This window comes from Pelagibacterium luteolum (genome assembly GCF_900100665.1).
GTDB lineage: Bacteria > Pseudomonadota > Alphaproteobacteria > Rhizobiales > Devosiaceae > Pelagibacterium > Pelagibacterium luteolum.
Genome location: NZ_FNCS01000001.1, coordinates 569,918 through 594,895, shown reverse-complemented (window position 1 = coordinate 594,895; position 24,978 = coordinate 569,918). Strand labels below are relative to the sequence as shown.

Genomic DNA, 24,978 nt, shown 5'->3' with positions numbered 1-24,978 from the left:
ACACGAAACGTATCAGACCGCCTTTGCGTTCGCTGTGATAATTCTGCCTTCGAGCGAATTTTTTGCCTGACCGACGATTTCGACCGGCAGGATCTGCCCGATCAGTCCGGGATCGGCGGGGATATGCACAGGCTGAAGATAGGGTGAGCGGCCCGAAACCTGACCCGGATTGCGGCCGGGCTTGTCGATCAGCACCGGCATGGTCAGCCCGACACAACCGGCGTTAAAAGCCTGGGACTGGCGGGTGATCTCGGCCTGCAGCACTTCCAGGCGCTCGGCTTTGACGTGCTCTTCGATCTGGTTGTCCATCTGCGCACCCGGCGTTCCGGGGCGTGTGGAATATTTGAACGAAAACGCCGAGGCGTAGCCGATCTTTCTGACCATTTCGACGGTCGCCGCGAAGTCCGCGTCGGTCTCTCCCGGGAAGCCGACTATGAAATCGCCGGAAATCGCCATATCGGGCCGGGCGGCGCGGATGCGATCGATGATCTCGAAATATTGGGCCGCCGTGTGCTTGCGGTTCATGGCCTTGAGGATCGAGTCAGAGCCCGACTGCACCGGCAGATGCAGATAGGGCATGAGTTCCGGCAAGTCCCTGTGGGCTGCGATCAATTCGTCATCCATGTCGCGGGGATGGCTGGTCGTATAGCGAATGCGCTCGATGCCGTCGATTTCTGCCAACATATGACAGAGCGCGCCAAGGCTTACCGGTTGCCCATCGGCGCCGAGCCCGTGATAGGCGTTGACGTTCTGGCCCAGCAGCGTGATCTCCCGCACCCCTGCATCGGCAAGCCCGCGCGCTTCGGCAAGAACCTGCGCCACAGGGCGCGATACTTCCGCGCCGCGCGTATAGGGCACGACACAGAAAGAACAGAATTTATCGCAGCCTTCCTGGACGGTCAGAAATGCCGTCAGCCCGCGCGAAATCGTCACTTCCTTGCGCGCAGCGGGCAAGTGGGCGAACTTGTCTTCTTCCGGGAATTCGGTGTCGATGACCCGGCCCGTCTGGGCTTTCGACAAAAGTTCGGGCAGGCGGTGATAGGATTGCGGGCCGAACACAAGATCGACAGCCGGCGCGCGCGCCATGATCTCTTCGCCTTCGGCCTGGGCGACGCAACCGGCGACGCCAATCAACATCTTTTTGGCGCCTGGTTCGCGCTCATTGCGGAAATCGCGGATACGGCCAAGCTCGGAATAGACCTTTTCGGCGGCCTTTTCTCGGATATGGCAGGTGTTTAGAAGCACCAAATCGGCCTCGCCCATGTCCTGGGTCGGCGAATAGCCGTGCGGCGCCAGGGCGTCGGTCATCCGATCGCTGTCATAGACGTTCATCTGGCAGCCATAGGTCTTAATGAAGACCTTCTTGGCATTGGGGAGGTTGGGCTGGTTTTCGCTCATGGGGCGCGGTTTACACCAAATCCTGAGGGTTTGGCAAAGGGTGTCGGCGGTTAAGCGCATTGAGCATTTGCCGCACCTGCGCATGAGCCCGCTGGGCGCTGGCCTTTCGATCGCCATTTCCGGCAAACGGGGTGCCAAGCGCGATGGTGATGTCCTTGGGGCCGGACTTGAGAATCGACCAGAGATTGTCGCCCAGCGCCATATCGCCAACCCAAGCCAACACTGGGCGTTCATGCCGCGACAGCGGCAGGCCGGAGATGGCGGTATAGGCGATGGCAAGGGGCTGGATCAGCGTTTTGTCATCCATGGCCGCCCCCAGAAGCGCCGAGCGAAATGGCAGCACATGGGTGCCGATGTCGGACGTGCCTTCGGCAAACAGCAGGACCGGGGTGCCAGATGCCAGCCTGTCGCGCATTTCACCCGATGTGCGGCCCGTGTCGGTGCGGCGCGTGCGGTCGACGAAGACGGTTTTCTGCAGCCTTGCCAACCAGCCTATGATCGGCCAGCCGCCCACGTCGGATTTAGCAACGAAACTGACCGGGATTTTCGAAGCGATGGCGATGATATCGAGCCAGCCCGTGTGATTGGCGACCAGCAAGACAGGGGCCTTTTGCAAAGGTTCTCCGACAACACGCACGCGCAAGCCTAGTCCGAACGCCGCAATCTTGAAAAAGACCAGCGGGAGGACCCACCATTCCGGGAGACGTAGGGCCAGAACCACAAGTTGAACCGGCAGCCCGACCAGGGTGAACGGCAAGAGAACGAGGCTGAGGAATGCGAGGCGCAGGACCATGGCGACCGGCGCCTAGGAGTCCTTTTCCAACGGGATCGCATAGAGCTCGAGCCTGTGGTCGACGAGCTTGTAGCCGAGCTTTTTGGCGATCACTTCCTGGATGGCCTCGATTTCTTCATTGCGAAATTCGATGACCTTGCCCGAGCGAATGTCGATCAGATGATCGTGATGTTCGTCAGGTATCTGTTCGAACCGGGCGCGGCCGTCCTTGAAATCATGCTTTGTGACGAGCCCGGCTTCCTCGAACAGATTGACGGTCCGATAGACCGTCGAGAGAGAGATGCGCGGGTCGACGGCGGAGGCGCGACGGTAGAGTTCTTCGACATCGGGATGGTCGGACGCGGCTTCAAGCACGCGGGCGATGACCCGGCGCTGCTCTGTCATGCGCATGTTGCGCGCCACGCATTGCTCTTCCAAAGTTGCCTCGGCGGGCACGATCTCCATGGCGCATTCTCCTGCGTCCGCTGATCTGGTCCGGTTAGACGATCGAGGCCCGCATGACAAGGGCGGTGGCCACCGAGCCGTCCGGCTTTGGATAATAGCCTTTTCGGGTTCCGATGTCGGCAAAACCGAAGGCGCGATAGAGTTTAATCGCAGGCGCGTTGGTCTCATCGACTTCGAGAAACATGGTTTTGACCGGACTCATGGCGAGGTCTGCAAAGGCTGCGGCAAGCAACGCTCGCCCGATTTTTCTGCCGCGCTGACGGGGGTCGACGGCAATGGTCAAAAGTTCGCTTTCATCGCCGGCCAGCCGCAGCATGGCAAAGCCGGCGAGATCGCGCTTAGCATCGATCGCGACATAGCCGGGCGTCGTGTGCGGATCGGCGAGATAGGCTTCGAAATCGGAACTGGGCCAGCCGCGAAAAAACCCCTGCGCATGGAGCTTGGCCATTTCGCGAGCGTCGCGGGTTTCCCCCCGCGCAATGTGCAGGCCATTGGGAGCAGGCCAGTAACTCATTGGCGCGCGACGCCGAATTTGGTCTGCGGCTTGGCGTCGGCAGCGCGGATATAGGTCGGATCGGGTGGAAATTCCGAAGGTCGTGCTTTCGCGGCGAAGGCGGCGAGGCGGGCGATATCGATCATCGGATCGTCGGGCTCGGTGCGCGATGCGGCCCGCAGCGTATGGGTGAAATCAACGAGTTCGGCATGGTCGCGAGGCTTGCCGGGCGCGGAAAAGCTCTGGCGGTAAGCTTCGTTGCGCTTGGCGTCGATGATGATTTCGCTCGGGCCTAGATGGACCAGCGATAGGGCAAGCAGTGTCGGAACCCCGATAACCGGAATATCTAGGGCCAAGCCCAGACCCCGCGCTGTCGATAAACCGATTCGCAGCCCCGTGAACGATCCCGGTCCGGTGGAAACACCAATACGATCAAGGGTTTGATAGCTCGCACCGCTGCGCGTGAGAAGCGCCTCTATCGCCTCGAAAATGATCTCGGCATGGCCCTTGTCGATATCGCGGATTTCGGTCGCAACGCTGCCATCACCAGCGACGAGCGCCAGTTGCAGGCGATCGCGGGCGGTGTCGATGGCAAGGGTAACAGGCGTCGTCATGCAACCGATTTAGGGCCAAAACCCCAAAGCGGCAAGCTGCAACCTGCGGCTAGTGCTCGTCTTTTCTAACCTCGACCGGGATCGGCTGGGGCGCAGGCTCGTCGTCGGCCAGCCCCTGACGGAAGCTCTTGATCCCCGTGCCCAGATCACCCATCAGGCCCTTGATGCGGCCGGGGCCGAAGACGATGACCACCACGGCCAGAACGATGAGCCAGTGGGAAAGGCTGAATGCACCCATTTTGGAAAACTCCGAATGCCGGTCGGCGCGCGATCTGCGTGCGGCGGGCAAGCAAACTCTCCGCCCGGGTCGTGGCAAATCTTGGGCAAATGAAAAAACCGGCCCAGCATTTCTGCGGGACCGGTTTTCAAGGCGTGAGGCCTAACTGTATGAGTTTGCGTGCAAATTCCTAGATTTGCTGGACCTGTTCAACGCCGGGGACGAAGTGACGCAGGAGGTTTTCGATGCCCGATTTCAGGGTCGCGGTCGATGAGGGGCAGCCGGAACAGGCGCCCTGCATGTGGAGGAAGACGGTGCCTTCCTTATAGCCCTTGAAGGTGATGTCGCCGCCGTCCATGGCGACGGCAGGCCGGACGCGGGTGGCGAGAAGTTCCTTGATCACCTCGACGGTTTCGGCGTCTTCGGTCTCGAAAAATTCATCACTGGTATCGACGGGTTCGGATGCCGCGCCCTCGGCGAGGATGGGCTTGCCGCTCATGAAATGTTCCATGACGGCGCCGAGGATGGCAGGCTTTATGTGAGCCCAATCAATGGCTTCGTCCTTGGTGACCGATACGAAGTCGGAACCCAAAAACACGCCGGTGACGCCATCAACGGAGAACAATGCAGAGGCGAGCGGGGAGATGCGGGCCGCCTCGTGGTCGCGGAAATCGCGCGGTTCGCCTACCAGGACATCGCGTCCTGGGAGAAATTTCAGCGTTGCCGGATTGGGGGTCGCTTCAGTCTGAATAAACATGTCGTGCCTCACGGGCCTTTTTAGAACCATTCCAAGTTGGCTTCTAAAATAGGCGCATATACGGGTTTTGCAAGGCGAATATGCGCATGATCGACCGCGCTATTCTGGAGTTGGCAACACCGATGCGCGAAAATCAGCAGATTGCAGCGAGATCGGCGTCCGAAATCGAGCCCGGCACGACCGTCACGGGCACGCGCAACGCGTTATTGCCCCGCGCGATGATCGAGGCGACGAGCGGGCCCGGACCTTCCGATGAGTCGGCTGCGGCCAGAACCAGAATGGCGATATCGGAATCGTCGGCCAGAAGCTCTTCGATGGCTTCGGTGGTCTTGCCCTCGCGCACGACTTTCTCGACCTTGATCGAACCGAAGGCGGCGATGTTGGCAGCGTGGCGCGATTGCAGCGTATCGATGGCTTCATAGGCCTCGGCGCGCATGATTTCTTCCACCCCGAGCCAGTGCTGGTACTGATCGGATTCGATCACCGAAAGAAGAACAACGGTGCCACCTGTGCGGCGCACACGCAGGGCGGCGAACGTCACTGCCTTGGCGCATTCGGGGCTGTCGTCGACGATGACAAGGAATTTGCGCTTGTACTCGTCGTCGTCGCGGTCGTCGATATCGGTCAAAGAAGATGTCCGAATAGTTTACGGGCGGGTGCAATCTCGCACGGGGTATTGCGATCGCGCAAGTGGGTCGATGGGCGTGGCTGTGAAAGCAGGTGGGTCCTCGGGTCGAGAACGAGGATGACGGCGGGTGCGGTGGCTAAGGTCGTGCCACCGCAACTGATTGTTTTAGCGAATGAAGCCCACGATATCGCGGACTTCGGTCATGGTCTTTTGAGCAATCTCGCGGGCGCGATCGGCGCCGTCGCGGAGGATTGTTTCGATCTGGGCCGGATCGGCGACGAGCCGGCGCATCTCTTCGGCCTGAGGCGACAAGACCGAGACGGCGAGATCGGCCAGTGCGGGCTTGAAGGCGCCAAAGCCCTGGCCACCGAATTCAGCGAGAACTTCATCGACTGTCTTGTCGGACAACGCTGCGTAGATGCCGACCAGATTGGCCGCTTCCGGGCGCCCTTCGAGACCTTTTTCTTCCGACGGCAGAGCGTCGGCGTCGGACTTGGCCTTCTTGATCTTCTTGGTGATCGTTTCGGCATCGTCCATCAGATAGATCGTCGCCATGTCGGACGAAGATTCCGACTTGCTCATCTTTTTCGTTCCGTCGCGCAGGCTCATCACCCGTGTGGCCGGGCCGGTGATTACCGGTTCTGGCTGGGGGAAGAACTCTTCGTCGAGGCTATTGGCGGCAAGCGAGGCGGCGAAGTCGTGGTTGAACTTGGCCGCGATGTCGCGGGCCAGTTCCAGGTGCTGCTTTTGATCTTCGCCCACCGGCACGTGCGTCGCCTTATAGAGCAGGATATCTGCGGCCATGAGCGAAGGGTAGGCAAAGAGCCCGAGCGAAACGTTTTCGGAGTTCTTGCCGGCCTTGTCCTTGAACTGGGTCATGCGCGACATCCAGCCCATGCGGGCGACGCAATTGAACACCCAGGCCAATTCGGCGTGTTCGGCGATTTGGGACTGGTTGAAGATGATGTGCGCCTTGGGATCGACGCCCGCCGCGATGTAGGCCGCGGCGATTTCATAGGTCCAGCGCTTCAAATCAGCGGGGTCCTGCCAGACGGTGATCGCGTGCATATCGACGACGCAATAGATGCACTCGAAATCGTTCTGCAGCGGCACGAAACGGCGGATGGCGCCGAGATAATTGCCCAAATGCAGATCGCCCGAGGGCTTGATGCCGGAAAAGACGCGATTGGTGAAAGCCATGGAGGACAGTCCAAAGTCGGAAACGTTCAAGGGTCCGGGTTTAGCCGCTTAGCCACGACGCCGCAAGCGCGCGAGGATGGCGCCCAAAGGCTGGATGCCTGTGACGTGAAGGAGGGCAAAATAGAAGGCGGCGCCCAACCCGCACAGCACCATGAGCGCAAGAGCCTGAAGTGCGAAATTGGCACCCGAGGCAAAGACCGGCGCCGCCCAGCCAGCGATGAACCACAGCACTGCGCCCATGGCGAACGCTACCCCGAACGTGCCGGCCAGTTTTACGGTTTCCCCGCCATCGAGGCGGAAATGGCCGCGCCGGGCCAAAAGCGTCGCCAGCAGCAGGACATTGACCCAGGCCGAGGTGGATGTGGCGATGGCGATGCCGATGTGTTCGAGATGGGGCCAGAGGGTGAGCGAGACGGCGATATTCACCACGAGCGAAAGCCCGGCAATCAGCGTTGGCGTCTTGGTATCCTTGCGCGAAAAGAACCCCGGCTGGAGGACGCGGATCAAAACGAAGGCGGGGAGGCCGACGGCAAACCCCATGAGGGCTTCGGAGACCGCGATCGTCGCAAAGGCATCGAAGGCGCCGCGCTCGAACAGCACGCGCACGATGGGGACGGCCAGGGCGATCAGCGCAGTGGCTGCGGGCAGCGTCAGGGTCATCGAGAGCAGGAGAGCCTGGCTCTGGCTGGCGCGGGCCTCGATATCGCGGCCGGCAGACAAATGGCGCGACAGCTCGGGCAGGAGCACAGTGCCGATGGCGATGCCGATGATTCCGAGGGGCAATTGGTAGAGCCTGTCTGCATTGGCGATGATGGCGATCGCCGCATCGGCCTGTGAGGCGATGACGGTGCCGACAAAGACGTTGATCTGGACGATGCCACCCGCGGCGATGGCCGGCAGCGCGAGCAGCCAGAAGCGCTTGACCTCACCGGTATAGCGCGGCCAGCCGATGGCGGGCAGAAATCCGGCGCGGCGAATGGCGAAAAACACCAGCGCCAGTTGCGCGACCCCCCCCGCCATGGCCGCGATGCCAAGCCAGAAGGCGACATCGGCTGGGTTTTCGAGCGTCAGAAAGGCCAGCGGTACGAGGACCGCGATGTTGACGATGTTTAAAAGCACCGGGGCGAAGGCGGCGGCGAAGAATTTGCCCAGCGAGTTCAAAATCGCGCCATAGGCCGCCATGAGCGACATGCAGGCGAGATAGGGGAACATGATGCGCGAGAGGAAGACGGTGAGCGCGAACTTTTCCGGATCGTCCACGAAGCCGGGGACGAAGACCATCATGATCGGTTCCATGAAGATCTCGGCGAGGATCGTGACGATGAGGATCGCCACGACCAGCCAGCTCATGATGCGCCCGGCGAGTTTTTTGGCTTCTTCGGCGCCCGACGTTTCGAGCGCGCCGGAAAACATCGGCACAAAGGCGGTGTTGAACGCCCCTTCGGCGAACAAACGCCGGAACAGGTTTGGGAACCGGAACGCGGCCTGAAACGCATCGGCGGCCGGCCCGATGCCGAGCACGGCGGCGATCAGCGCGTCGCGGACAAAGCCGAATATGCGTGAGACAAGCGTGAGGCCACCAACCGACATGGTGTTGCGGAAGAGGCTCATGGGTGGGTCTCGTAGAAGGATGTCGCTCGTCGCAAGGCCCCCTCACCCTCCACTTCGCGTCGACCTCTCCCCAGAATGAATAGGTCGGGGCCGGTTGGCGCGATGGCGTCTAGGGCGCGATATCGGGTTTGGATGCGCGGCATGGGTCCTCGGGTCACGCCCGAGGATGACGGATGGGCGTGGGGCGCAGCTGAGGATAGGTGCGCGGATGCGGAGATGCGCAAAGGGCAGAGGGGGCTCACGCCGAGGCCTTTTCGCGGCGGGCGGGGGCGAAGACGGCGGTGAGGGCGTCGTGTATGCGCTTTTGGCGGACCTTTGAGGTGATCTTGGTGCCCATCAGGTCGGTGACGTAGAAAACGTCGACGGCCTTTTCGCCATAGGTGCCGATATGGGCCGAACCGATGGTGAGGTTGAGATCGGACAAGGCGCGGGTGAGATGAAACAAGAGGCCGGTGCGGTCGAGGCCGGAGATTTCGATGACCGTGAATTTGTCCGAGAGCGCGTTGGAAATGAAAATCTCGGTGGGGACAGAAAAGGGCTTCAAGCGGCGATTGTAGCGCGAATCGACGCCGAGATCGGCGGGCAGGTATTTTCGGCCCTCGAGCAGAGCCTTGACCGTATCGGTGATGCGCGAAGCCCTGATCTTTTCGTCCTCGTCGGAGGTAAAGGCGCGGCGCAGGCGAAAAGTGTCGAGGGCAAAGCCGTCCCGGGTGTTGAAAATCTGCGCACCGATGATCGAGGCATCGGCCATGGTGCAGGCGCCGGCGATGAGCGAGAGAAGGCGCGGGTGATCGGGGGTGTAGAAGGTGACTTCGGTGATCGATTCAAACGTCTTGATCGATGTGGAGCCGGCAAAACTGGCGTTGCGGGCCTCGGCGGCGTCGATCATGCGCGCATGGGCCAGTTGCAGTTCGGGCTCGGCGCGCAGCCAGTAATTGGGGAAATGGCGCTCGATATAGGCGTTGGTCTTGTCCTCCGGCCAATCGCTGAGCCCAGCGCGCAATTCGTCCTGCGCCTCGGAAATCCTGTCGCGCTGGGAGACCTGGGAATGCCCGCCCGAGAGCAGGGGCTCGGTGGCATAATAAAGCGCGCGCAGGAGCGAGCCCTTCCACCCCGTCCAGGTGCCTGGACCCACCGCGCGGATGTCGCAGGCCGTCAAGATCATCAACAGCGCCAGACGCTGGGGGCTCTGGACGATCGCGGCGAAATTTCGGGCGGTTTCGGGGTCCTGGATATCGCGCGACTGGGCGATTTCGCTCATCAGCAAATGATAGCGCACCAGCCAGGCGACCGTGTCGGTTTCAGCCGCCGAGAGCCCCAAACGCGGGCAGAATTTGCGTGCGATCACCTCGCCGGCTTCGGAATGGTCCTGCGGGCGGCCTTTGGCGATATCGTGGATGAACAGCGCCACATATAAAAGGCGCGTGTCCTGGAGGTGGGGCAGGAGTTCGTGGGTCAGGGGCAGTTCGGTCTTGAGCCCGCCATTGGCGATATCGGCCATGACGCCCACGGCGCGGATCAGGTGCTCGTCGACCGTATAGTGGTGATACATGTTGAACTGCATCAGGGCGACGATCTTGCCGAATTCGGGCACGAACTTGCCCAGAACCCCGGACTCGTTCATGCGGCGCAGCACGCGCTCGACCGATTTGGGCGTGGTCAGGATATCGAGGAAATAGGCGTTGGCGCGCTCATTGTTGCGCAGCTTGGCATCGATCAGCCGCATGGAGCGGGTCAGAAGCTTTAACGCGTCGGGGTGGAACATCACCGCCTCGCGGCCCGCCACCCAGAAAATCTTGATGATGTTGACTGGGTCTTTTTCGAACACCTCGTCATTGGCGACCGTGATGCGGCCGTGCTCGAGTGCGAAATCGGGCTCGCCGCGAATGGCGCGGCGGGCTTTGCGGAAATTGCCGAACACGCGGCCAAAGGCATCGACCTTTTTGGCGTGGGCAAATTCGAGGCTGGTGCAAAAGATGCGGGTGAGATCGCCCACATCCTTGGCGACGAGGAAATAGCGCTTCATGAAGCGCTCGACCCCGAGCATGCCGGCGCGGTTGGAATAGCCCAGGCGCTCGGCCATTTCCTGCTGCACCTCGAAGGTCAACCGGTCATCGGCGCGACCGACGAGGAAGTGGAGATTGCAGCGCACGGCCCACAAGAAATCCTCGGCGCGCTGGAAGGCGCGGTATTCGGATTTCGAGAACACGCCCTTTCCGATCAGCTCGGTCGAGGTCTGGACGCGATAGAAATATTTGCCGATCCAGTAGAGTGTATTGAGGTCGCGCAGGCCCCCCTTGCCGTCCTTGACGTTGGGTTCGACAACGTAGCGGGTGTTGCCCTGGGCGTCGTGGCGCGCGTCGCGCTCGGCCATCTTTGCGGCGATGAATTCCGGGCCGGTCTTTTCGACGATCTCGGTTTCGAACCGGGTGCGCATCTGATCGAACAGCTTTTCGTCGCCGGCGAGGAAACGGCTTTCGAGCGTTGCTGTGCGCACCGTCATGTCCGAGCGCGCCATGCGGATCGATTCATCGACCGAGCGCACGGCGTGGCCGACCTTCTGGCCCAGATCCCAGAGCATATAGAGGACGTATTCGGTGACGCTCTCGCCCCAGGGGGTTTGCTTGTAGGGCAGGATGAACAGGAGATCGATATCCGAGCCCGGGGCCAGCGTGCCGCGGCCATAGCCGCCGACCGCCGCAATGGCGAGGGATTCGGCGCCCGAGGGGTTTTCGCGCGGGAAAACGTAGCGCGTGGCCCAGAGATGGACGGCCCTGATGATTTCGTCTTCGGCGGCGGCAAGGGTTTGCGCGCAGCGGGTGCCCTTGTGGGTTTCGATCAGTTCGATCTCGGCCGATTTGCGCGCCTGCTTTAGCGCAGCGCGGACCGCGGCCAGAAGGGCGGTGCGGGCCTCGGTGGAATCGGGCGCAACATCGCCCAGGCCGTCACGTACCGAGGCGATCAGCGCTTCGGCGTCTGGCTGGCCGGCCTTCTTGCGCGCAATCGGTTCAATGGTCGCCGTCGGCATGGGCAGCCTTTTTGAGTTCATAAATCCAGTCGAGCGCATCACGGGGCGAGAGATCGTCGGGGCGCACCGACGCAATCATATCAAGGATCGGGTTAGCATCCGGTTTCGCGGCGCGCGCCGCAGGGGCTGGCATATGGGCAAAGAGCGGCAAATCCGCAAGGGCCGATTTGGGATTGGATTGCCCCTGCGCCTCCAATAGGTCGAGGACCTGGCGGGCGCGGGTGATGACCGGGGCGGGGAGGCCGGCGAGCTTGGCGACCTGGATGCCGTAGGATCTGTCGGCGGCGCCGGGGACGACTTCGTGCAAAAAGATGACGTCGCCCTTGTATTCGCGCACGCTCATCGTGTGGTTGGAGACGCGGGAAAGCGTGCCCGAGAGCGCGGTCAGCTCATGATAATGGGTGGCAAAGATCGCCCGGCACCCGGTGGTTTCGTGCAGGGTTTCGACGCAGGCCCAGGCGATCGAGAGCCCGTCGAAGGTTGCCGTGCCGCGGCCGATCTCATCGAGAATGACGAGGGAGGCTTTGGTGGCGCGGTTCAAAATGGCTGCGGTTTCGACCATTTCGACCATGAAGGTCGAGCGGCCCTGGGCGATATCGTCGGATGCGCCGACGCGGGAGAATACCCTGTCGATCACCCCGATATGGGCGGAAGTGGCGGGGACGAACCCACCCATCTGCGCCATGATGGCGATCAAAGCGTTCTGGCGCAGAAAAGTCGATTTACCGCCCATATTGGGGCCCGTGACCAGCCAGAGCTGGCCGCCATCGCCCGATTCCGGGGCGGACAGATCGGCGTCGTTGGCGACAAAGGACTGGCCCTCGACCTCGAGGTTTTTTTCGACAACGGGATGGCGGCCGCCCTCGATCAGAAAGGCGAGGCTGTCGTCGATCTGGGGGCGGGCATAGCCGCGCTGGGCAGCAAGGGTCGCGAGAGCGGCCGATACGTCGAGCGCGGCCATGGCATCGGCAGCGGCGATGAGAGCCGCGCTTTGCACCATAGCGGCCTCCCGCAGCCGGTCGAAGATTTTCAACTCGATCTCGACGGCGATCTGGTTGGCGCGGGCGATCTTGCCTTCGAGGTCGGCCAACTCGCCTGTGGTGAACCGCATGGCGTTGGCGAGGGTCTGGCGATGGATGAAGCGGGGTTCTTCGATCAGTTTGCCGCCATGGGTGGCGGGGACTTCGATGAAAAATCCGAGCACATTGTTGTGCTTGATTTTGAGCGCTTTGACGCCGGTGACGTCGACAAGTTCGGCCTGGAGCTCGGCCACCACTTTGCGGCTTTCGCTGCCCAGACGGCGCTGGGTGTCGAGTTCGGCATCATAACCCGCGGCGATGAAGCCACCATCGCGGGCCAAAAGCGGCGGTTCGTCGGCAAGGGCCGCTGCAAATTCATCGGCGAGGATTTGCGGCGCGGCGTCGAGACCGGATGCGATCGATTTGAGGCCCGAGGGGAGATCGGATAGCGCGCCAAGCGTTGCAGCGAGAGCGCGGGCCTGGGCGATGCCCTTGCCGATAGCTTTGAGATCGCGCGGGCCACCGCGTTCGAGAGTGAGGCGGGTCAGGGACCGGGCAATATCGGGCGCGGCGCGCAGGGTTTTGCGGATCGCGTCGGTTTCGATTGAATGATCGATCAGCGTGCCGACCATATCGAGGCGATCGTTGATCGCGTCGGGATCGTTCAATGGCGCGGCGAGCCGGGCGGCGAAAAGGCGCGCGCCGGCGCCTGTAACGGTCAAATCGATGGTGGCGCGCAAAGAGCCACGGATTTCACCGCGCTGGGTGGCGAGGATTTCGAGCGATGCGCGGGTTGCCGCATCGATCTGCATATGGGCTGACAGCGCCTCGATTTTCGGCGCGCGAAGCAAGACTGAAACGCCCTTCTGGGTGTCGGCGACATAAGCGATCAGCGCTCCAAGGGCCGCGCGGGCCGCTCGCGAAAAGGCCGTCGGATCGACAGCACCCTTTTCGAAGGTTTCGCGCAAAAGGGTGGCGCCGGTTTCGGAATCGAAACTCTCATGCGGGCGGCGGCTGATCGCGGCAAGGCGATCCAATGGCAGGACGCGGGTTTCGGTGAGCTGATCGGCGAGCCTCTCGGACATCAAAAGCTCGGCCGGATCGATGCGGGCGATCTCATCGGCCAGCGTATCTTTGGCCAGATCGGCGAGCAGAAGATCGCCGGTTGAAATATCGGCCCAGGCGAGAGCGTAGCCTTCCCCATCGGCGCCGAGCCGGGCGAGGCAGGCGAGAAAATTGTTGCCGCGCGCCGGCAGCAGATCGTCTTCGGTCAGGGTGCCGGGCGTGACCAGCCGCACCACATCGCGTTTGACGACCGATTTCGATCCGCGTTTCTTGGCCTCGGCGGGGTCTTCGATCTGCTCGCAGACGGCAACGCGGTGGCCAAGCGCGATCAGCTTTCGCAAATACTCCTGGGCGGCGTGAATGGGCACGCCGCACATTGGGATGTCTTCGCCCAGATGTTTTCCGCGCTTGGTGAGCGTGATGCCCAGAGCTGCAGCGGCGATTTCGGCGTCGTCGAAAAACAGCTCGTAGAAATCGCCCATGCGATAGAACAGCAGATAGCCGGGATTGACCGACTTGATCTCGAAAAATTGCGCCATCATCGGCGTCATGGCCGACATCTCGGGCATGGCGTCTTCGGCCTTTGGCGCGGGGTGGGACATCAGGGCTAGACTGGCTCGAACGCTAAGGGTTGGCGGCGCACGCTAAGATAAAACCGTCACGATTCCAACACTCGATCTTGGTGCGGATGGCGGGCCCCTGTGACGCGCGCCATCCGTTCGCGATAGGGAAGCGGCGCTGCGGCCAGGGGGGCGATGACCAGGACGTCGGTCGTGCCGAAAGCCCGGTCGATGAATGCCTCGGTGGCAAAGCGCGCATTGAGCCGCAAATAGCCGCGCACGAGCGGTGGCATGGCACGCAAGGCGGCGTGGCGATCGATTGCAGCCGCGGGGATCATGGCCATAGGGACGCCTCGGCCGCGCACCTGCGCCGTCCAGTCGGTTTTGGCCGGCGCGTGATGGCGCAAAAAGGAGAGCGCCAAGGCGTGCTCTTTGGGGTCGGTGCCGGGGAAACTGGCAGCGCCGATGAACGCGTCTATGCTATTGCGGCAGGCATAGACCCACAGTCCGCACCAGAGCGCCTCGATGGTGCGCATGGACCGGTAGGCCGGCGCGACGCAGGACCGGCCCACTTCGCAAAACCGTGTGTCGTCATGCTTTTGCAATAGCGCGTCGAGGTCGAATTCGGCGTTAGCATAATAGCCAAGCCCCGGAGCGGGATTTGCCATCACACGGTAGGTGCCGACGATAGCCGGGGACTCGTCGGGGGTTTCGGTCGCGCTGTCGATTACGATGATATGGTCGCAATGGGGGTCGAAGGCATCGCATTCGATGTGGTTCGCGTGATCCATCCATGGTGCATCGACGCCGCGTTCGCGATGGAACACCTCATAGCGCAACCGATAGGCCGCGTGGCGCTCAGCGTCGGTTATCGCCAGACGCACCTCGAACTGGCCGAGGCGGGCCAGAAACGGGTCAAGACGCGCACGAAGCGCGGTGGTGGTGGCCAGTTGCGGGGTCATGAGGGTGTTCTAGACGAGAAGGGGAGCGGTGTGAATGTGGCATGGGGAGACAATTCTAGAGGCTCGAGCGACATTTGAGTGCGCCTAACGAGACTCAGCGCACCCCTTGACGCGGATCGCAAAAGCAGAAATGCTTTACGTACCTCAAAGACCGAGGTGGGAGGGCTATCCGACGTGGAGAATGGCGGGCGTGTGACTGTGCATGATCTGGCGCGAGCGGCAGGGGTGTCGCTGGCGACTGTCGATCGGGTGCTCAACGCGCGGCCGGGGGTGAAACCCGCCACGATCGAAAAGGTCGAGACGGCGATTGCCGATATCGGCTTTCGGCGCGATCTCACGGCGTCCATGCTGGCGCGGGCCCGCGATATCGGGCTGACGGTCATCGTGCCCGAGGGCACCAATCAGTTCATGAACAAGCTGGCCGAAGCGGTCGAAACCGTCGGCGATCAGGTGCGCGCCGAGCGCCTTAGGCTCGATCTGCGGCGCGTCAGGGCCATGGACACCAAGGCGCTGGCCGATGCGCTCGATGCGGTTTCGACCGATACGAGCGATTGCGCGGTGATCGTTGCCATCGACAAGCCCGAAGTTCACGCCGCCGTGGCGCGGGCCAGCCAGCGCGGCGTAAAAGTGATCACGCTGGTTTCGGACCTTCCGGGCTCGGACCGGCACTCCTTCGTCGGGATCGACAATCAGGCGGCCGGACGCACCGCCGGATCGCTGATGGGCCGGTTTTGCCGCAAGGGGGCAAAGGTCGGGCTCGTGGCCGGCTCGCTCGAATTGATCGATCACGCAGAGCGTGTCACGGGATTTCGTGCAGTTCTGGGCGCCGAATATCCGGGGATCGAGATTGTCGGCCCAGTCGAGGGCCAGGACGAATTTACCCCCACATATGAAAAGAGCCTCGAAATGTTTCGGGCCTATCCAGATCTTGCCGGGCTTTACAATGTCGGGGCGGGCAATGCCGGCATGCTGATGGCGCTCAAGGAAGCGCAGATGACGGGCGTGACGGTGATTGCCCACGAACTGACGGGGCCGACGCGGGCCGCGCTAGCCTCCGGGGCCGTTGACGTGGTGATCGACCAGAGCCCGGAGACCGAAATCCGTGCGGTCTGCGCTGCCGCAAAGCGGCTGGTTCTGGGCGCCGATGCGGCGCCGCCGGAAAGCGAACTCGAGATCAAGGTTTTCCTGCGCGACAATCTGCGATAGGTTTTCAGCTTCACATACAGCTTGGAAAACACCCCGCCAGCGGGCAGCCCAAGAGGAGGATTTTTAGACATGCGCGTTTATGAGGTACGTCCATCAATGGTGACGTTTGTGGTGACTGCATGACCTATCTCGGCTTGGATATCGGGACGTCCGGGGTCAAGGCGATGCTCATCGATGGCGAGGGCAACGCATTGGGCGAGGCCAATGCACCGCTCACCGTTTCGCGTCCCAAGGCCGGATTTTCCGAACAGGACCCAGCCCATTGGTGGGACGCGGTGCTCAAGGCGGTCGATGCGCTCAAGGACAAGCACCCCCAGGAGGTCAGCAGGATCAGGGGCATCGGGCTATCTGGCCAGATGCATGGCGCAACGCTGCTCGACAAGGACGATAAGGTGATCCGTCCGGCCATCTTGTGGAACGACGTGCGGTCGGCCCAGGAATGCCGCGAAATGGAGGCGGAGCTGCCCAGCCTGCGCCAGATCGCCGGCAACATCGCCATGCCGGGATTTACGGCGCCGAAGATTCTTTGGGTCAAAAAGCATGAGCCCGACAATTACGCGCGCATCGCCAAGGTGCTGCTGCCCAAGGATTATGTGCGGCTGCTGCTGACCGGAAAATATGTGTCGGACATGTCGGACGCCTCGGGCACGCTGTGGCTGGACGTGGAATATCGCGGCTGGTCGGATGACCTTCTGGCGGTGACTGGGCTGACCACCGAAAACATGCCGACGCTCGTCGAAGGCAGCGAGGGGTCGGGGCAGCTTCTTGGTGATCTCTGCAAACGCTGGGGCATCACCGAGGCGCCCGTAGTGGCCGGGGGCGGGGGCGACAATGCCGCTTCGGCCTGCGGCATCGGAGCGGTCGAGCCCGGCACGGGGTTCGTGTCGCTGGGCACATCGGGCGTTCTTTTCGTCTCCAACGACAAGTTCCGGCCCAACACCGAAGGCGCCGTGCACGCATTCTGCCACGCCATTCCCGACACCTGGCACCAGATGGGGGTGTTTCTTTCGGCGACCGATAGCCTCAACTGGTTTTCAAAGCTCGTCGGGCAGGACGCCTCGCGCATCTCACAGGCTGTTGCGGCGGACTTTTCGGGGCCCGGGGACGAGATGTTCCTGCCCTATCTGTCAGGCGAGCGCACCCCGCACAACAATGCTGCGGCGCGGGGCTCGTTTGTGGGCCTGTCGCACCTTTCCGACGCCCGGACCATGGGGCAGGCGGTCATGGAGGGCGTGGCCTTTGCCGTGCGCGACTGTCAGCGGGTTTTGACCGATGCGGGGACTAAAATCGACACGCTGATGGCAGTCGGAGGCGGGTCGAAATCCGATCTCTGGCTCGAAATGATCGCCACCAATTTGGGCATGGCGATCGATGTACCCGAAGACGGCGATTTCGGCGGCGCGTTCGGTGCGGCGCGGCTGGGGCTGATTGCAGCGACGGGTGCCGACCCCAAATCGGTCTGCACCCGGCCAAAAATCGAAAAGACCATTCAACCACGGGCCGATCTGAAATCGGCCTATGACCAAAACTACGCGCGCTATCGCGCACTCTATTCGGGGATCGAGGAGGCCCGAGCACAATGACCGACTTTTTCAAAGGCCTGAGCAAGGTCAAATACGAGGGTCCAGAGAGCAGCAATCCGCTGGCGTTTCGCCATTACAACCCTGACGAGATCGTCATGGGCAAGCGCATGGAAGACCATCTGCGCTTTGCGATTGCCTATTGGCATTCGTTTGCGTGGGAAGGTGGCGATCCGTTCGGCGGACGCACCTTCGAGCGGCCGTGGTTTGACGGCGAAATGGACGCGGCCAAACTCAAGGCCGATGTGGCATTCGAATTGTTCTCGCTGCTCGGCGCGCCCTATTTCTGTTTCCACGACGCCGACGTGCGGCCCGAGGGCGAGAGCTTTGTCGAGAGCAAGAAGCGGCTCGATGCGCTGGCCGATATCTTTGAGAAAAAGATCGCTGAAACCGGGGTCAAACTGCTCTGGGGTACGGCGAACCTCTTTTCCAACCGACGCTTCATGGCCGGGGCCGCGACCAACCCCGATCCGGACGTCTTTGCCTATGCGGCAGCGACCATCAAAGCCAACATGGACGTCACCCACCGGCTGGGCGGCGAGAACTATGTGCTCTGGGGCGGTCGCGAGGGCTATGAAACCCTGCTCAACACCAATCTGAGCCAGGAAATGGACCAGATGGCGCGGATGCTGTCGATGGTTGTCGATTACAAGCACAAGACCGGATTCAAGGGCACCATCCTGATCGAGCCTAAGCCTCAGGAACCTACCAAGCACCAATACGACTACGACGTTTCGACGGTCTATGGGTTCTTGAAGAAGTACGGGCTGGAAAAAGAGGTGAAGGTCAATATCGAGGTCGGGCACGCCATCCTCGCCGGCCACACCTTCGAGCACGAAGTGGCGATGGCGTCGGCGCATGGCATTCTGGGGTCCATCGACATGAACCGCAACGACATGCAGTCGGGCTGGGATACCGACCAGTTCCCCAACAACGTGCCCGAAGTGGCGCTGGCGTACTATCACATCCTCAAGGATGGCGGACTCAAGACCGGCGGCACCAATTTCGACGCCAAGCTGCGACGCCAGTCGATCGATCCCGAAGACCTGCTGCACGGCCATATCGGCGGCATGGACACCTGCGCTCGGGGGCTGAAAGCTGCCGCGGCGATGATCGAGGATGGGACATACGACAAATTCCTCACCGATCGCTATGCCGGCTGGCAGGGCGCCGAAGCCCAAGCGATGCTCAAGGGCGAGAGGACGCTCGAGGATATCGCTGCCTGGGTAGAGAAGGACAACATCAACCCGCAGCCCAAGTCGGGTCGTCAGGAATATCTCGAGAACCTGGTCAACCGGTTCGTTTGATTTAGACAAAAGGAAGGCCCCCTCACCCCGGCCCTCTCCTCCATAGGGAGAGGGTGCCCTTCAGGGCGGTGAGGGGGCCTTGCCCCTAGGAGGAAACCACTCATGCCCATGCGCCAAAATCCAATTCTGCCGGGGTTCAACCCCGATCCTTCGATCCTGCGGGTTGGGGAGGACTACTACATCGCGACCTCGACCTTCGAATGGTATCCGGGCGTCCAGATTCATCATTCGAAAGACCTTGCCAATTGGGAGCTTTTGACCCGGCCGCTGACGCGCAAGAGCCAGCTCGACATGCGCGGCAATCCCGATTCCTGCGGCATCTGGGCACCGTGTCTCACCCATGACGGGGAGAAGTTCTGGCTGGTCTATACCGACGTCAAGCGTAAGGACGGCAACTTCAAGGACGCGCATAATTATATCGTCACGGCCGACGAGATCACCGGGCCGTGGTCGGACCCGATCTATGTCAATTCGTCCGGGTTCGATCCCTCGCTGTTTCACGATGACGATGGGAAAAAATGGTTCGTCAACATGTTGTGGGACCACCGCGAGGGGCATCACCGCTTCACCGGCATCGCGCTGCAGGAATTCGACGCCAAATCCGGAAAGCTGGTCGGTGAGCGCAAGAATATCTTCAAGGGCTCGCCGCTGATGCTGGTCGAGGGCCCGCATCTCTATAAGCGCAATGGCTGGTACTATCTGCTGACCGCCGAAGGCGGCACCGGTTACGATCACGCGGCGACGCTGGCGCGGTCACGCAATATCGACGGGCCGTATGAACTGCATCCCGACATGTATCTCGTCACCGCCAAGGACGATATTTTGAACCCGCTGCAGCGGGCCGGGCATGGCGACCTTGTCGAAACGCCCGATGGCGAGACCTATCTCGTGCACCTGACGGGGCGCCCGACGACGCAAAAGCGCCGCTGCGTCCTCGGCCGCGAGACCGCGCTGCAGAAATGCGAGTGGCGGGATGACGATTGGCTCTATCTCGTCGGCGGCACGAACCTTCCGGCGTCCGAGGTCGAGGTGCCGGGCACATATGATCAGGCCGCCTTCGATGCCGAGCGGCGCTACCACTTCGATGGCGATCTGCATATCGATTTCCAGTGGCTGCGCACGCCTGAAACCGAGCGGATTTTCCGGCTCGAGGGCGGAAAGCTTAAGCTGATCGGGCGCGAATCCATCGCGTCATGGTTCGAGCAGGCGCTGGTCGCCCGGCGGCAGCAGCATTTCAATGTGGAAGTCGAAACCGAGGTTTCGTTCGAGCCGCAGGACGAGCGCGAAATGGCCGGACTGACCGGCTATTATGGGCGCTACAACTTCCACTATCTGCATCTGACGGCCGATCCTGAGGGTAATCGCGAACTGGCGATCTTTTCCTCTGTGGTTTCGCACCCCGACGGGAAATTGACCTATTGGGGAAGCCCTGTTCGGGTTGGTGCAGGACCGGTGCGGATGAAGATGCGGATCGAGAACTCTAAACTGCAGTATTTTTATGCGCAGGGCGGAGATGACTGGACAAAGATCGGTCCCGAACTCGACGCGTCGATCCTTTCGGACGAATGCGGCGGACATGCCGAGCATGGCAGCTTTACCGGCGCGTTCCTGGGTGTTGCGGCACAGGATCTGAACGGTTCGGCCCGCGAAGCCGACTTCTCGCATTTCGTCTATCGCCCGCTCTAACGGCAGGCACAAAAAAGGCGCTGACGGTTTCACGTGAATCCGTCAGCGCCGAAAATTTTTAGCCCTTAGTCGTTAGGCTCACTTCGATATTGCCCTTTGTAGCATGCGAATAGGGGCAAATGACATGGGCCCGATCAACGAGGTTCTTGGCCCTTTCGGCGTCATAACCCGGAATGGCAATGGTGAGCGCGACCTTGAGGCCGAAGCCTTCGCCATCATCGCGCTTGCCGATGCCGACATCGGCCGTGACATTCGTATCGTCGGGGAGTTTTTCCTTGTCCTGGCTGGCGGCAAACCGCAGGGCGCCCAAAAAGCACGCAGCATAGCCGGTCGCAAAAAGCTGCTCGGGATTGGTGCCTTCGCCCGATCCACCCATTTCCTTGGGTGTCGACAAATTGACATCGACCTTGCCGTCATCGGTTTTCGAATGACCCTTGTCGCGACCGCCGCCTGTGGCTGTGGCGTGGGCTGTGTAAGCGATTTCCATGATGGGCTCCTCAAAGGTTGAGCATTTCGGGCTTGAGAACCAAACGCGCCGAGCGTGTCTGCAGTTCAAACCCGCGAAAGAATGACCTTATCTAGCGCCATTTTATATTGTGTGCAATATAATTTTGTGCGATATATTTTTTATGACCGATGCCGATGCGCCCATTCTCGCCCCAGAACAGCAATTGTGCTTTGCGGTTTATGCCGCCGGGCAGGCGTTTTCCCGACTTTACCGGCCTCTTTTGCAGCCCTTGGGCCTGACTTATCCGCAATATCTCGTGATGCTGATCCTCTGGGAAGGACAGCCGGTGACCGTAACCGGCATTGGTCGGCGGCTCGGGCTCGATACGGGCACGCTGACCCCGCTGCTCAAGCGGCTGGAGGCATCGGACCTTGTCGTTCGCACCCGCAGCGCGGAAGACGAACGCCGCGTCGTGGTGACGCTTACCGAAAAGGGCCGTCAATTGAAGGCGGAGGCGAAAGCCATTCCCGAAGCGGTGGCCTGCGCCAGCGGTCGTGACCTGCCCGACGTCATGCGCCTGCGCGACGAGATCAACGCCTTGAGCAAGGCTCTGGATGCGTCGCGCGGCTGCACATAGCTATCCGCCAATCCCAGTTATCAGTCGGGTGCCGCGCGATAATCGTTCGGGCCCATATAGAGATTGACCATCCGCTGATCGTCCTGGGCCTCGAAGCGATGATCGGCAGGCGGATGGGCGCGCTGGCCGCATTCGCGGCGGGGGCAGATGCGGCACCCGACCCCGATCGGCACGGCGCCACCGGGCGCGGCAAGATCGATCCCGTCGGCATAGATCATCGCCGATGCGTGGTTGATGTGGCAACCCAACCCGATCGAGATGTGACGGCGCGGCGCGTTATGGGCGTAAGCGCCCTTGGCAATGGCGCGGGCAATACAGAAATAGCGTTGGCCATCAGGCATCTGGCTGAGCTGGATATTGATCTGGCCGGGATTGAGGAAGGCCGCATAGACGTTCCAGCGCGGGCAGGCGCCCGAATGACGTGGAATGTGGATGCCCGAGAGGGAAAAGCGCTTTGAAATGTTGCCGGCGATGTCGGTTCTGACCAGATGGAGCGGAATGCCGCTCATCGAGGGGCGCTGCAGCGTCGTCATGCGGTGGCAGACCTGCTCGAAGCTGGCGCGAAAGCGCCGCGAGATGCGTTCGATGTCGTAGCGGGTGTCGCGGCAGGCACGGAAAAACGGCTCATAGGGCATGATGAGCGCTGCAGCGACGTAAGACGCCAGGACATTGCGCGCCAGTCCAACAGAATCGGGTTGCGGCAGCGTGCTCTCTTCAATCAGCGCCTTGATCTCGGTGTCGGCGATCAGAAGGGAGAGGTGCTGGGCCATGGCAAAGAGTGCGGATTCCGGCTCGAGCGTGTCGGAAATCGCCAGCACACGGCCATTATATTCAACCCGACGCACGACGCCATGCGGCAGGGAGGACAGGCGCGTCTCGATGCCGAAGACGTTGAAGAGATACGCCTTGAGCCCCGCCTCGAAGGCCTCGCCGGCATTGTCGATATCGCTGCGAACCCGCTCGGCGGCCCGCTCCAGCGTCGCGAAGTAATTGCCGTTTTCCTGCAAATAGTCCGACACAGCTTCGGTGACGACGTTATGGCCGGTGCCCGTCACCTCTTCGCCGGCCCGCGCTTCGGGGCGCTGGAGGTGGCGAAGTTGATCGAACAGCTTGAGCACCGCGCGCCCGACCGCAGGGTGATTGGTGGCAAGGTCTCGGATGTCGGTGTTGGTGAGATCGGAATCGGCGAAAATATCGTCGCCGAACATTTCCATCAGATCGCCGGCCAGCCTTCCGTCATCGCTTTCGGCAAGTTCGCCCGGCTCGACACCGAAATACCCTGCAATGCGAAACAGCAAGGGCACCGTGATACGGCGCCGATTGTGCTCGATCAGATTGAGATAGGACGCGGAAATCTCAAGCGCATCGGCCAGCTGGGCCTGGCTGATCTTCTTGTTGCGGCGCAGGCGCTTGATGCGTCCGCCGATCTGCAGTTGATCCTGATCCACCGGGTCCTCCCACCTAATTTTCAGCGCAAGAACTTTACTCGCTTTACAATTTTCAGTCCCGAACTTTTCATCGCTTTACAGTCTAACACGCTGATTTCGCTTCTAGTCTTGCGTTTGCGCGTTGTGTTGTCAATTCTTTACTCATCAACGAGGAGACGAGCCATGACCGCTCACACCATGATCGAGACGACCAGCGAAGACTTCATCACCATCATCGCGCCCTCGATGGCGGAAGTGATGGCGAGCTTCAAATCGCAAGGGTTGGCCGAGCGCCAGTATTCCATCGTCCACCGCGCCGGAAAGCACAGCTTCACCATGGCGGGTGGCGAGACGCTGTTTAACGGCGCCCAGATGGTCGCGGCGACCTTTTCGCGGCGAGGGTGAGACAGCCGACACTGCGCCTGGCCGCGGCGCTGCGCACCCTTAGCTCCTTTGGCAGTGCAGCGGGCATGCCGGCGCCCCGGACAATTTGTTCCTTCTCCCTTTGAGGGAGAAGGTGGCCGCGAAGCGGTCGGACGAGGGAGGCGCTGAGGTTCTCCAGACGCTTCATTATGTTTCTAAATCCAAGGAGGAGATTGAAAATGCTCGAGAAATCAAAGACACCGCCGACCTTTGCGGCTCCAGACTGGGCGCCTGATCGCTGGGCGACAATCGCCCGCGATTACACGCCCGACGACGTGGCGCGGCTTTCGGGTTCATTGCCTATCCGGCATACCTTGGCCGAAAACGGGGCACGGCGCTTGTGGGAGTTGCTCGCCAGCGAAGATTTCGTGCCCACGCTTGGCACGTTTACCGGCAATCAGGCCGTCCAGCAGGTGAAGGCCGGGCTCAAGGCGATTTACCTCTCGGGCTGGCAGGTGGCGGCGGACGCCAATTCCTCGGGCAATATGTATCCCGATCAATCCCTCTATCCGGTCGATTCCGTGCCTTCGGTCGTCAAACGCATCAACAAGGCGCTGCAGCGCGCCGACCAGATCCAGACCATGGAGCGGTTCGACGGGAAATCGGATGCCGAGATCGACTATTTCGTGCCCATCATCGCCGATGCGGAGGCCGGGTTCGGCGGCGCGCTCAATGTCTTTGAGCTCATGAAGGCCATGATCGAGGCGGGAGCCGCCGCCGTGCATTTCGAAGATCAGTTGGCGTCCGAGAAAAAATGCGGGCATCTGGGTGGAAAGGTGCTGGTCCCCACCAGGACGTTCATCCGCACGCTCAACGCCGCCCGGCTCGCCGCCGATGTGATGGGCGTGCCGACGCTAATCATGGCGCGGACCGATGCGGAGGCGGCGCAGCTCATCACGTCCGATGTCGATGAGTATGATGCGCCCTTTATCACCGGGGAGCGCACCGAAGAGGGGTTCTATCGGCTCAAAGGCGGGTTCGATGCGGCGATCGCGCGCGGGCTGGCCTATGCGCCCTATGCCGATCTCATCTGGTGCGAGACCTCGACTCCAAGCCTTGAAGACGCCAAACGCTTCGCCGAAGCTATCCGCAAGCAGCATCCGAACCAGATGCTGGCGTATAACTGCTCGCCATCATTCAATTGGGCGAAATATATGGGCGAGGCGGATATGGCCGCGTTCCAGCGCGAACTGGGGGCGATGGGGTATAAATACCAGTTCATCACTCTGGCCGGTTACCACAATCTGTCGCTCACCACGTTCAGCCTGGCTCGTGGCTACAAGGATCGCGGCATGGCGGCCTATTCGGAGTTGCAGCAGGCGGAATTTGCCGCCGAAAAGGACGGGTTCACCGCAACCCGGCATCAGCGCGAAGTGGGGACGAGCTATTTCGACGCGGTGGCGACGGCCGTGAGCGGGGGCGAAAGCTCGACCACCGCCATGGCCGGTTCGACCGAAACCGCCCAGTTCCACTAG

At 61.4% G+C, this 24,978-nt stretch carries 22 protein-coding genes; 7 read left to right on the top strand and 15 right to left on the bottom strand.

Translation table 11 applies throughout. The features are described from left to right. Nucleotides 1–12: 12 nt before the first annotated feature. The 13 genes from miaB to BLR31_RS02805 all read right to left on the bottom strand — a co-directional run bounded on the left by miaB (nucleotide 13) and on the right by BLR31_RS02805 (nucleotide 14,789). The gene (gene miaB / locus BLR31_RS02865; protein WP_090591165.1) at nucleotides 13–1,398 is read right to left on the bottom strand and encodes a tRNA (N6-isopentenyl adenosine(37)-C2)-methylthiotransferase MiaB; all 1,386 of its coding nucleotides are present in this window, start codon (nucleotides 1,396–1,398) and stop codon (nucleotides 13–15) included. 10 nt (nucleotides 1,399–1,408) lie between these two features. Further along, nucleotides 1,409–2,191 (bottom strand): lysophospholipid acyltransferase family protein, encoded by a 783-nt coding sequence (locus BLR31_RS02860; RefSeq protein WP_090591161.1) that lies wholly within the window; start codon nucleotides 2,189–2,191, stop codon nucleotides 1,409–1,411. Nucleotides 2,192–2,203: 12 nt separating this feature from the next. Further along, the gene (locus tag BLR31_RS02855; protein ID WP_090591157.1) at nucleotides 2,204–2,635 is read right to left on the bottom strand and encodes a Fur family transcriptional regulator; all 432 of its coding nucleotides are present in this window, start codon (nucleotides 2,633–2,635) and stop codon (nucleotides 2,204–2,206) included. A 34-nt stretch (nucleotides 2,636–2,669) separates the two neighbouring features. Next, a complete protein-coding gene (rimI, locus tag BLR31_RS02850; protein ID WP_090591153.1) occupies nucleotides 2,670–3,149 on the bottom strand; it encodes a ribosomal protein S18-alanine N-acetyltransferase in 480 nt (159 codons plus the stop codon). Further along, complete coding sequence (gene tsaB / locus BLR31_RS02845; RefSeq protein WP_090591149.1) at nucleotides 3,146–3,742, bottom strand: tRNA (adenosine(37)-N6)-threonylcarbamoyltransferase complex dimerization subunit type 1 TsaB; 597 nt, start codon at nucleotides 3,740–3,742, stop codon at nucleotides 3,146–3,148. The genes rimI and tsaB overlap by 4 nt, the downstream gene beginning before the upstream one ends. A gap of 49 nt (nucleotides 3,743–3,791) precedes the next feature. Continuing rightward, complete coding sequence (tatA, locus tag BLR31_RS02840; protein ID WP_090592070.1) at nucleotides 3,792–3,980, bottom strand: twin-arginine translocase TatA/TatE family subunit; 189 nt, start codon at nucleotides 3,978–3,980, stop codon at nucleotides 3,792–3,794. Between the two features lie 169 nt (nucleotides 3,981–4,149). Continuing rightward, complete coding sequence (locus BLR31_RS02835; RefSeq protein ID WP_090592066.1) at nucleotides 4,150–4,716, bottom strand: NifU family protein; 567 nt, start codon at nucleotides 4,714–4,716, stop codon at nucleotides 4,150–4,152. A gap of 133 nt (nucleotides 4,717–4,849) precedes the next feature. Further along, nucleotides 4,850–5,344 (bottom strand): universal stress protein, encoded by a 495-nt coding sequence (locus tag BLR31_RS02830; RefSeq protein WP_090591146.1) that lies wholly within the window; start codon nucleotides 5,342–5,344, stop codon nucleotides 4,850–4,852. A 165-nt stretch (nucleotides 5,345–5,509) separates the two neighbouring features. Next, on the bottom strand, nucleotides 5,510–6,544 hold the full coding sequence (gene trpS / locus BLR31_RS02825; RefSeq protein WP_090591143.1) for a tryptophan--tRNA ligase: 1,035 nt from the start codon (nucleotides 6,542–6,544) through the stop codon (nucleotides 5,510–5,512). A 48-nt stretch (nucleotides 6,545–6,592) separates the two neighbouring features. Continuing rightward, nucleotides 6,593–8,155 carry a murein biosynthesis integral membrane protein MurJ gene (murJ, locus tag BLR31_RS02820; protein WP_090591140.1) on the bottom strand — a complete coding sequence of 521 codons (1,563 nt, stop codon included), beginning with the start codon at nucleotides 8,153–8,155 and terminating at the stop codon, nucleotides 6,593–6,595. A 238-nt stretch (nucleotides 8,156–8,393) separates the two neighbouring features. After that, complete coding sequence (locus BLR31_RS02815) at nucleotides 8,394–11,183, bottom strand: [protein-PII] uridylyltransferase (RefSeq protein WP_090591137.1); 2,790 nt, start codon at nucleotides 11,181–11,183, stop codon at nucleotides 8,394–8,396. Beyond that, a complete protein-coding gene (mutS, locus tag BLR31_RS02810) occupies nucleotides 11,164–13,869 on the bottom strand; it encodes a DNA mismatch repair protein MutS (RefSeq protein ID WP_090591133.1) in 2,706 nt (901 codons plus the stop codon). Before mutS ends, BLR31_RS02815 begins: the two co-directional genes overlap by 20 nt. Before the next feature lie 56 nt (nucleotides 13,870–13,925). Beyond that, nucleotides 13,926–14,789, bottom strand: a complete 864-nt coding sequence (locus BLR31_RS02805) for a GNAT family N-acetyltransferase (protein ID WP_090591130.1) — start codon at nucleotides 14,787–14,789, stop codon at nucleotides 13,926–13,928. A 192-nt stretch (nucleotides 14,790–14,981) separates the two neighbouring features. Here BLR31_RS02805 and BLR31_RS02800 point away from each other — a divergent pair, with 192 nt between their 5' ends. The 4 genes from BLR31_RS02800 to BLR31_RS02785 all read left to right on the top strand — a co-directional run bounded on the left by BLR31_RS02800 (nucleotide 14,982) and on the right by BLR31_RS02785 (nucleotide 20,568). Continuing rightward, complete coding sequence (locus BLR31_RS02800; RefSeq protein WP_176762474.1) at nucleotides 14,982–15,995, top strand: LacI family DNA-binding transcriptional regulator; 1,014 nt, start codon at nucleotides 14,982–14,984, stop codon at nucleotides 15,993–15,995. A gap of 119 nt (nucleotides 15,996–16,114) precedes the next feature. Next, nucleotides 16,115–17,578, top strand: coding sequence for a xylulokinase (gene xylB / locus BLR31_RS02795; RefSeq protein WP_090591123.1), 1,464 nt, complete (start codon nucleotides 16,115–16,117; stop codon nucleotides 17,576–17,578). Next, nucleotides 17,575–18,882, top strand: coding sequence for a xylose isomerase (xylA, locus tag BLR31_RS02790; RefSeq protein ID WP_090591120.1), 1,308 nt, complete (start codon nucleotides 17,575–17,577; stop codon nucleotides 18,880–18,882). Before xylB ends, xylA begins: the two co-directional genes overlap by 4 nt. A gap of 108 nt (nucleotides 18,883–18,990) precedes the next feature. Continuing rightward, nucleotides 18,991–20,568: a glycoside hydrolase family 43 protein gene (locus tag BLR31_RS02785; protein WP_176762498.1), complete on the top strand. Its 1,578-nt coding sequence runs from the start codon at nucleotides 18,991–18,993 to the stop codon at nucleotides 20,566–20,568. 58 nt (nucleotides 20,569–20,626) lie between these two features. Here BLR31_RS02785 and BLR31_RS02780 read toward each other — a convergent pair whose 3' ends face one another. After that, on the bottom strand, nucleotides 20,627–21,055 hold the full coding sequence (locus BLR31_RS02780) for an organic hydroperoxide resistance protein (protein ID WP_090591112.1): 429 nt from the start codon (nucleotides 21,053–21,055) through the stop codon (nucleotides 20,627–20,629). A gap of 142 nt (nucleotides 21,056–21,197) precedes the next feature. Here BLR31_RS02780 and BLR31_RS02775 point away from each other — a divergent pair, with 142 nt between their 5' ends. Beyond that, on the top strand, nucleotides 21,198–21,653 hold the full coding sequence (locus BLR31_RS02775) for a MarR family winged helix-turn-helix transcriptional regulator (RefSeq protein WP_090591108.1): 456 nt from the start codon (nucleotides 21,198–21,200) through the stop codon (nucleotides 21,651–21,653). A gap of 20 nt (nucleotides 21,654–21,673) precedes the next feature. On the opposite strand, the gene BLR31_RS02770 is transcribed toward BLR31_RS02775, so the two are convergent. After that, nucleotides 21,674–23,101: a helix-turn-helix domain-containing protein gene (locus tag BLR31_RS02770; protein WP_090591104.1), complete on the bottom strand. Its 1,428-nt coding sequence runs from the start codon at nucleotides 23,099–23,101 to the stop codon at nucleotides 21,674–21,676. 162 nt (nucleotides 23,102–23,263) lie between these two features. Here BLR31_RS02770 and BLR31_RS02765 point away from each other — a divergent pair, with 162 nt between their 5' ends. Then, complete coding sequence (locus BLR31_RS02765; protein ID WP_090591100.1) at nucleotides 23,264–23,485, top strand: hypothetical protein; 222 nt, start codon at nucleotides 23,264–23,266, stop codon at nucleotides 23,483–23,485. Between the two features lie 197 nt (nucleotides 23,486–23,682). After that, on the top strand, nucleotides 23,683–24,978 hold the full coding sequence (gene aceA, locus BLR31_RS02760; RefSeq protein WP_090591096.1) for an isocitrate lyase: 1,296 nt from the start codon (nucleotides 23,683–23,685) through the stop codon (nucleotides 24,976–24,978).

Coding starts and splice junctions, on each gene's coding strand:
- trpS (WP_090591143.1), bottom strand. CDS start 6,544: ATGGCTTTCACCAATCGCGTCTTTTCCGGCATCAAGCCCTCGGGCGAT.
- BLR31_RS02775 (WP_090591108.1), top strand. CDS start 21,198: ATGACCGATGCCGATGCGCCCATTCTCGCCCCAGAACAGCAATTGTGC.
- BLR31_RS02805 (WP_090591130.1), bottom strand. CDS start 14,789: ATGACCCCGCAACTGGCCACCACCACCGCGCTTCGTGCGCGTCTTGAC.
- xylA (WP_090591120.1), top strand. CDS start 17,575: ATGACCGACTTTTTCAAAGGCCTGAGCAAGGTCAAATACGAGGGTCCA.
- rimI (WP_090591153.1), bottom strand. CDS start 3,149: ATGAGTTACTGGCCTGCTCCCAATGGCCTGCACATTGCGCGGGGGGAA.
- tsaB (WP_090591149.1), bottom strand. CDS start 3,742: ATGACGACGCCTGTTACCCTTGCCATCGACACCGCCCGCGATCGCCTG.
- murJ (WP_090591140.1), bottom strand. CDS start 8,155: ATGAGCCTCTTCCGCAACACCATGTCGGTTGGTGGCCTCACGCTTGTC.
- BLR31_RS02860 (WP_090591161.1), bottom strand. CDS start 2,191: ATGGTCCTGCGCCTCGCATTCCTCAGCCTCGTTCTCTTGCCGTTCACC.
- xylB (WP_090591123.1), top strand. CDS start 16,115: ATGACCTATCTCGGCTTGGATATCGGGACGTCCGGGGTCAAGGCGATG.
- BLR31_RS02815 (WP_090591137.1), bottom strand. CDS start 11,183: ATGCCGACGGCGACCATTGAACCGATTGCGCGCAAGAAGGCCGGCCAG.
- miaB (WP_090591165.1), bottom strand. CDS start 1,398: ATGAGCGAAAACCAGCCCAACCTCCCCAATGCCAAGAAGGTCTTCATT.
- aceA (WP_090591096.1), top strand. CDS start 23,683: ATGCTCGAGAAATCAAAGACACCGCCGACCTTTGCGGCTCCAGACTGG.
- BLR31_RS02765 (WP_090591100.1), top strand. CDS start 23,264: ATGACCGCTCACACCATGATCGAGACGACCAGCGAAGACTTCATCACC.
- BLR31_RS02855 (WP_090591157.1), bottom strand. CDS start 2,635: ATGGAGATCGTGCCCGCCGAGGCAACTTTGGAAGAGCAATGCGTGGCG.
- BLR31_RS02780 (WP_090591112.1), bottom strand. CDS start 21,055: ATGGAAATCGCTTACACAGCCCACGCCACAGCCACAGGCGGCGGTCGC.
- BLR31_RS02835 (WP_090592066.1), bottom strand. CDS start 4,716: ATGTTTATTCAGACTGAAGCGACCCCCAATCCGGCAACGCTGAAATTT.
- BLR31_RS02785 (WP_176762498.1), top strand. CDS start 18,991: ATGCGCCAAAATCCAATTCTGCCGGGGTTCAACCCCGATCCTTCGATC.
- mutS (WP_090591133.1), bottom strand. CDS start 13,869: ATGTCCCACCCCGCGCCAAAGGCCGAAGACGCCATGCCCGAGATGTCG.
- tatA (WP_090592070.1), bottom strand. CDS start 3,980: ATGGGTGCATTCAGCCTTTCCCACTGGCTCATCGTTCTGGCCGTGGTG.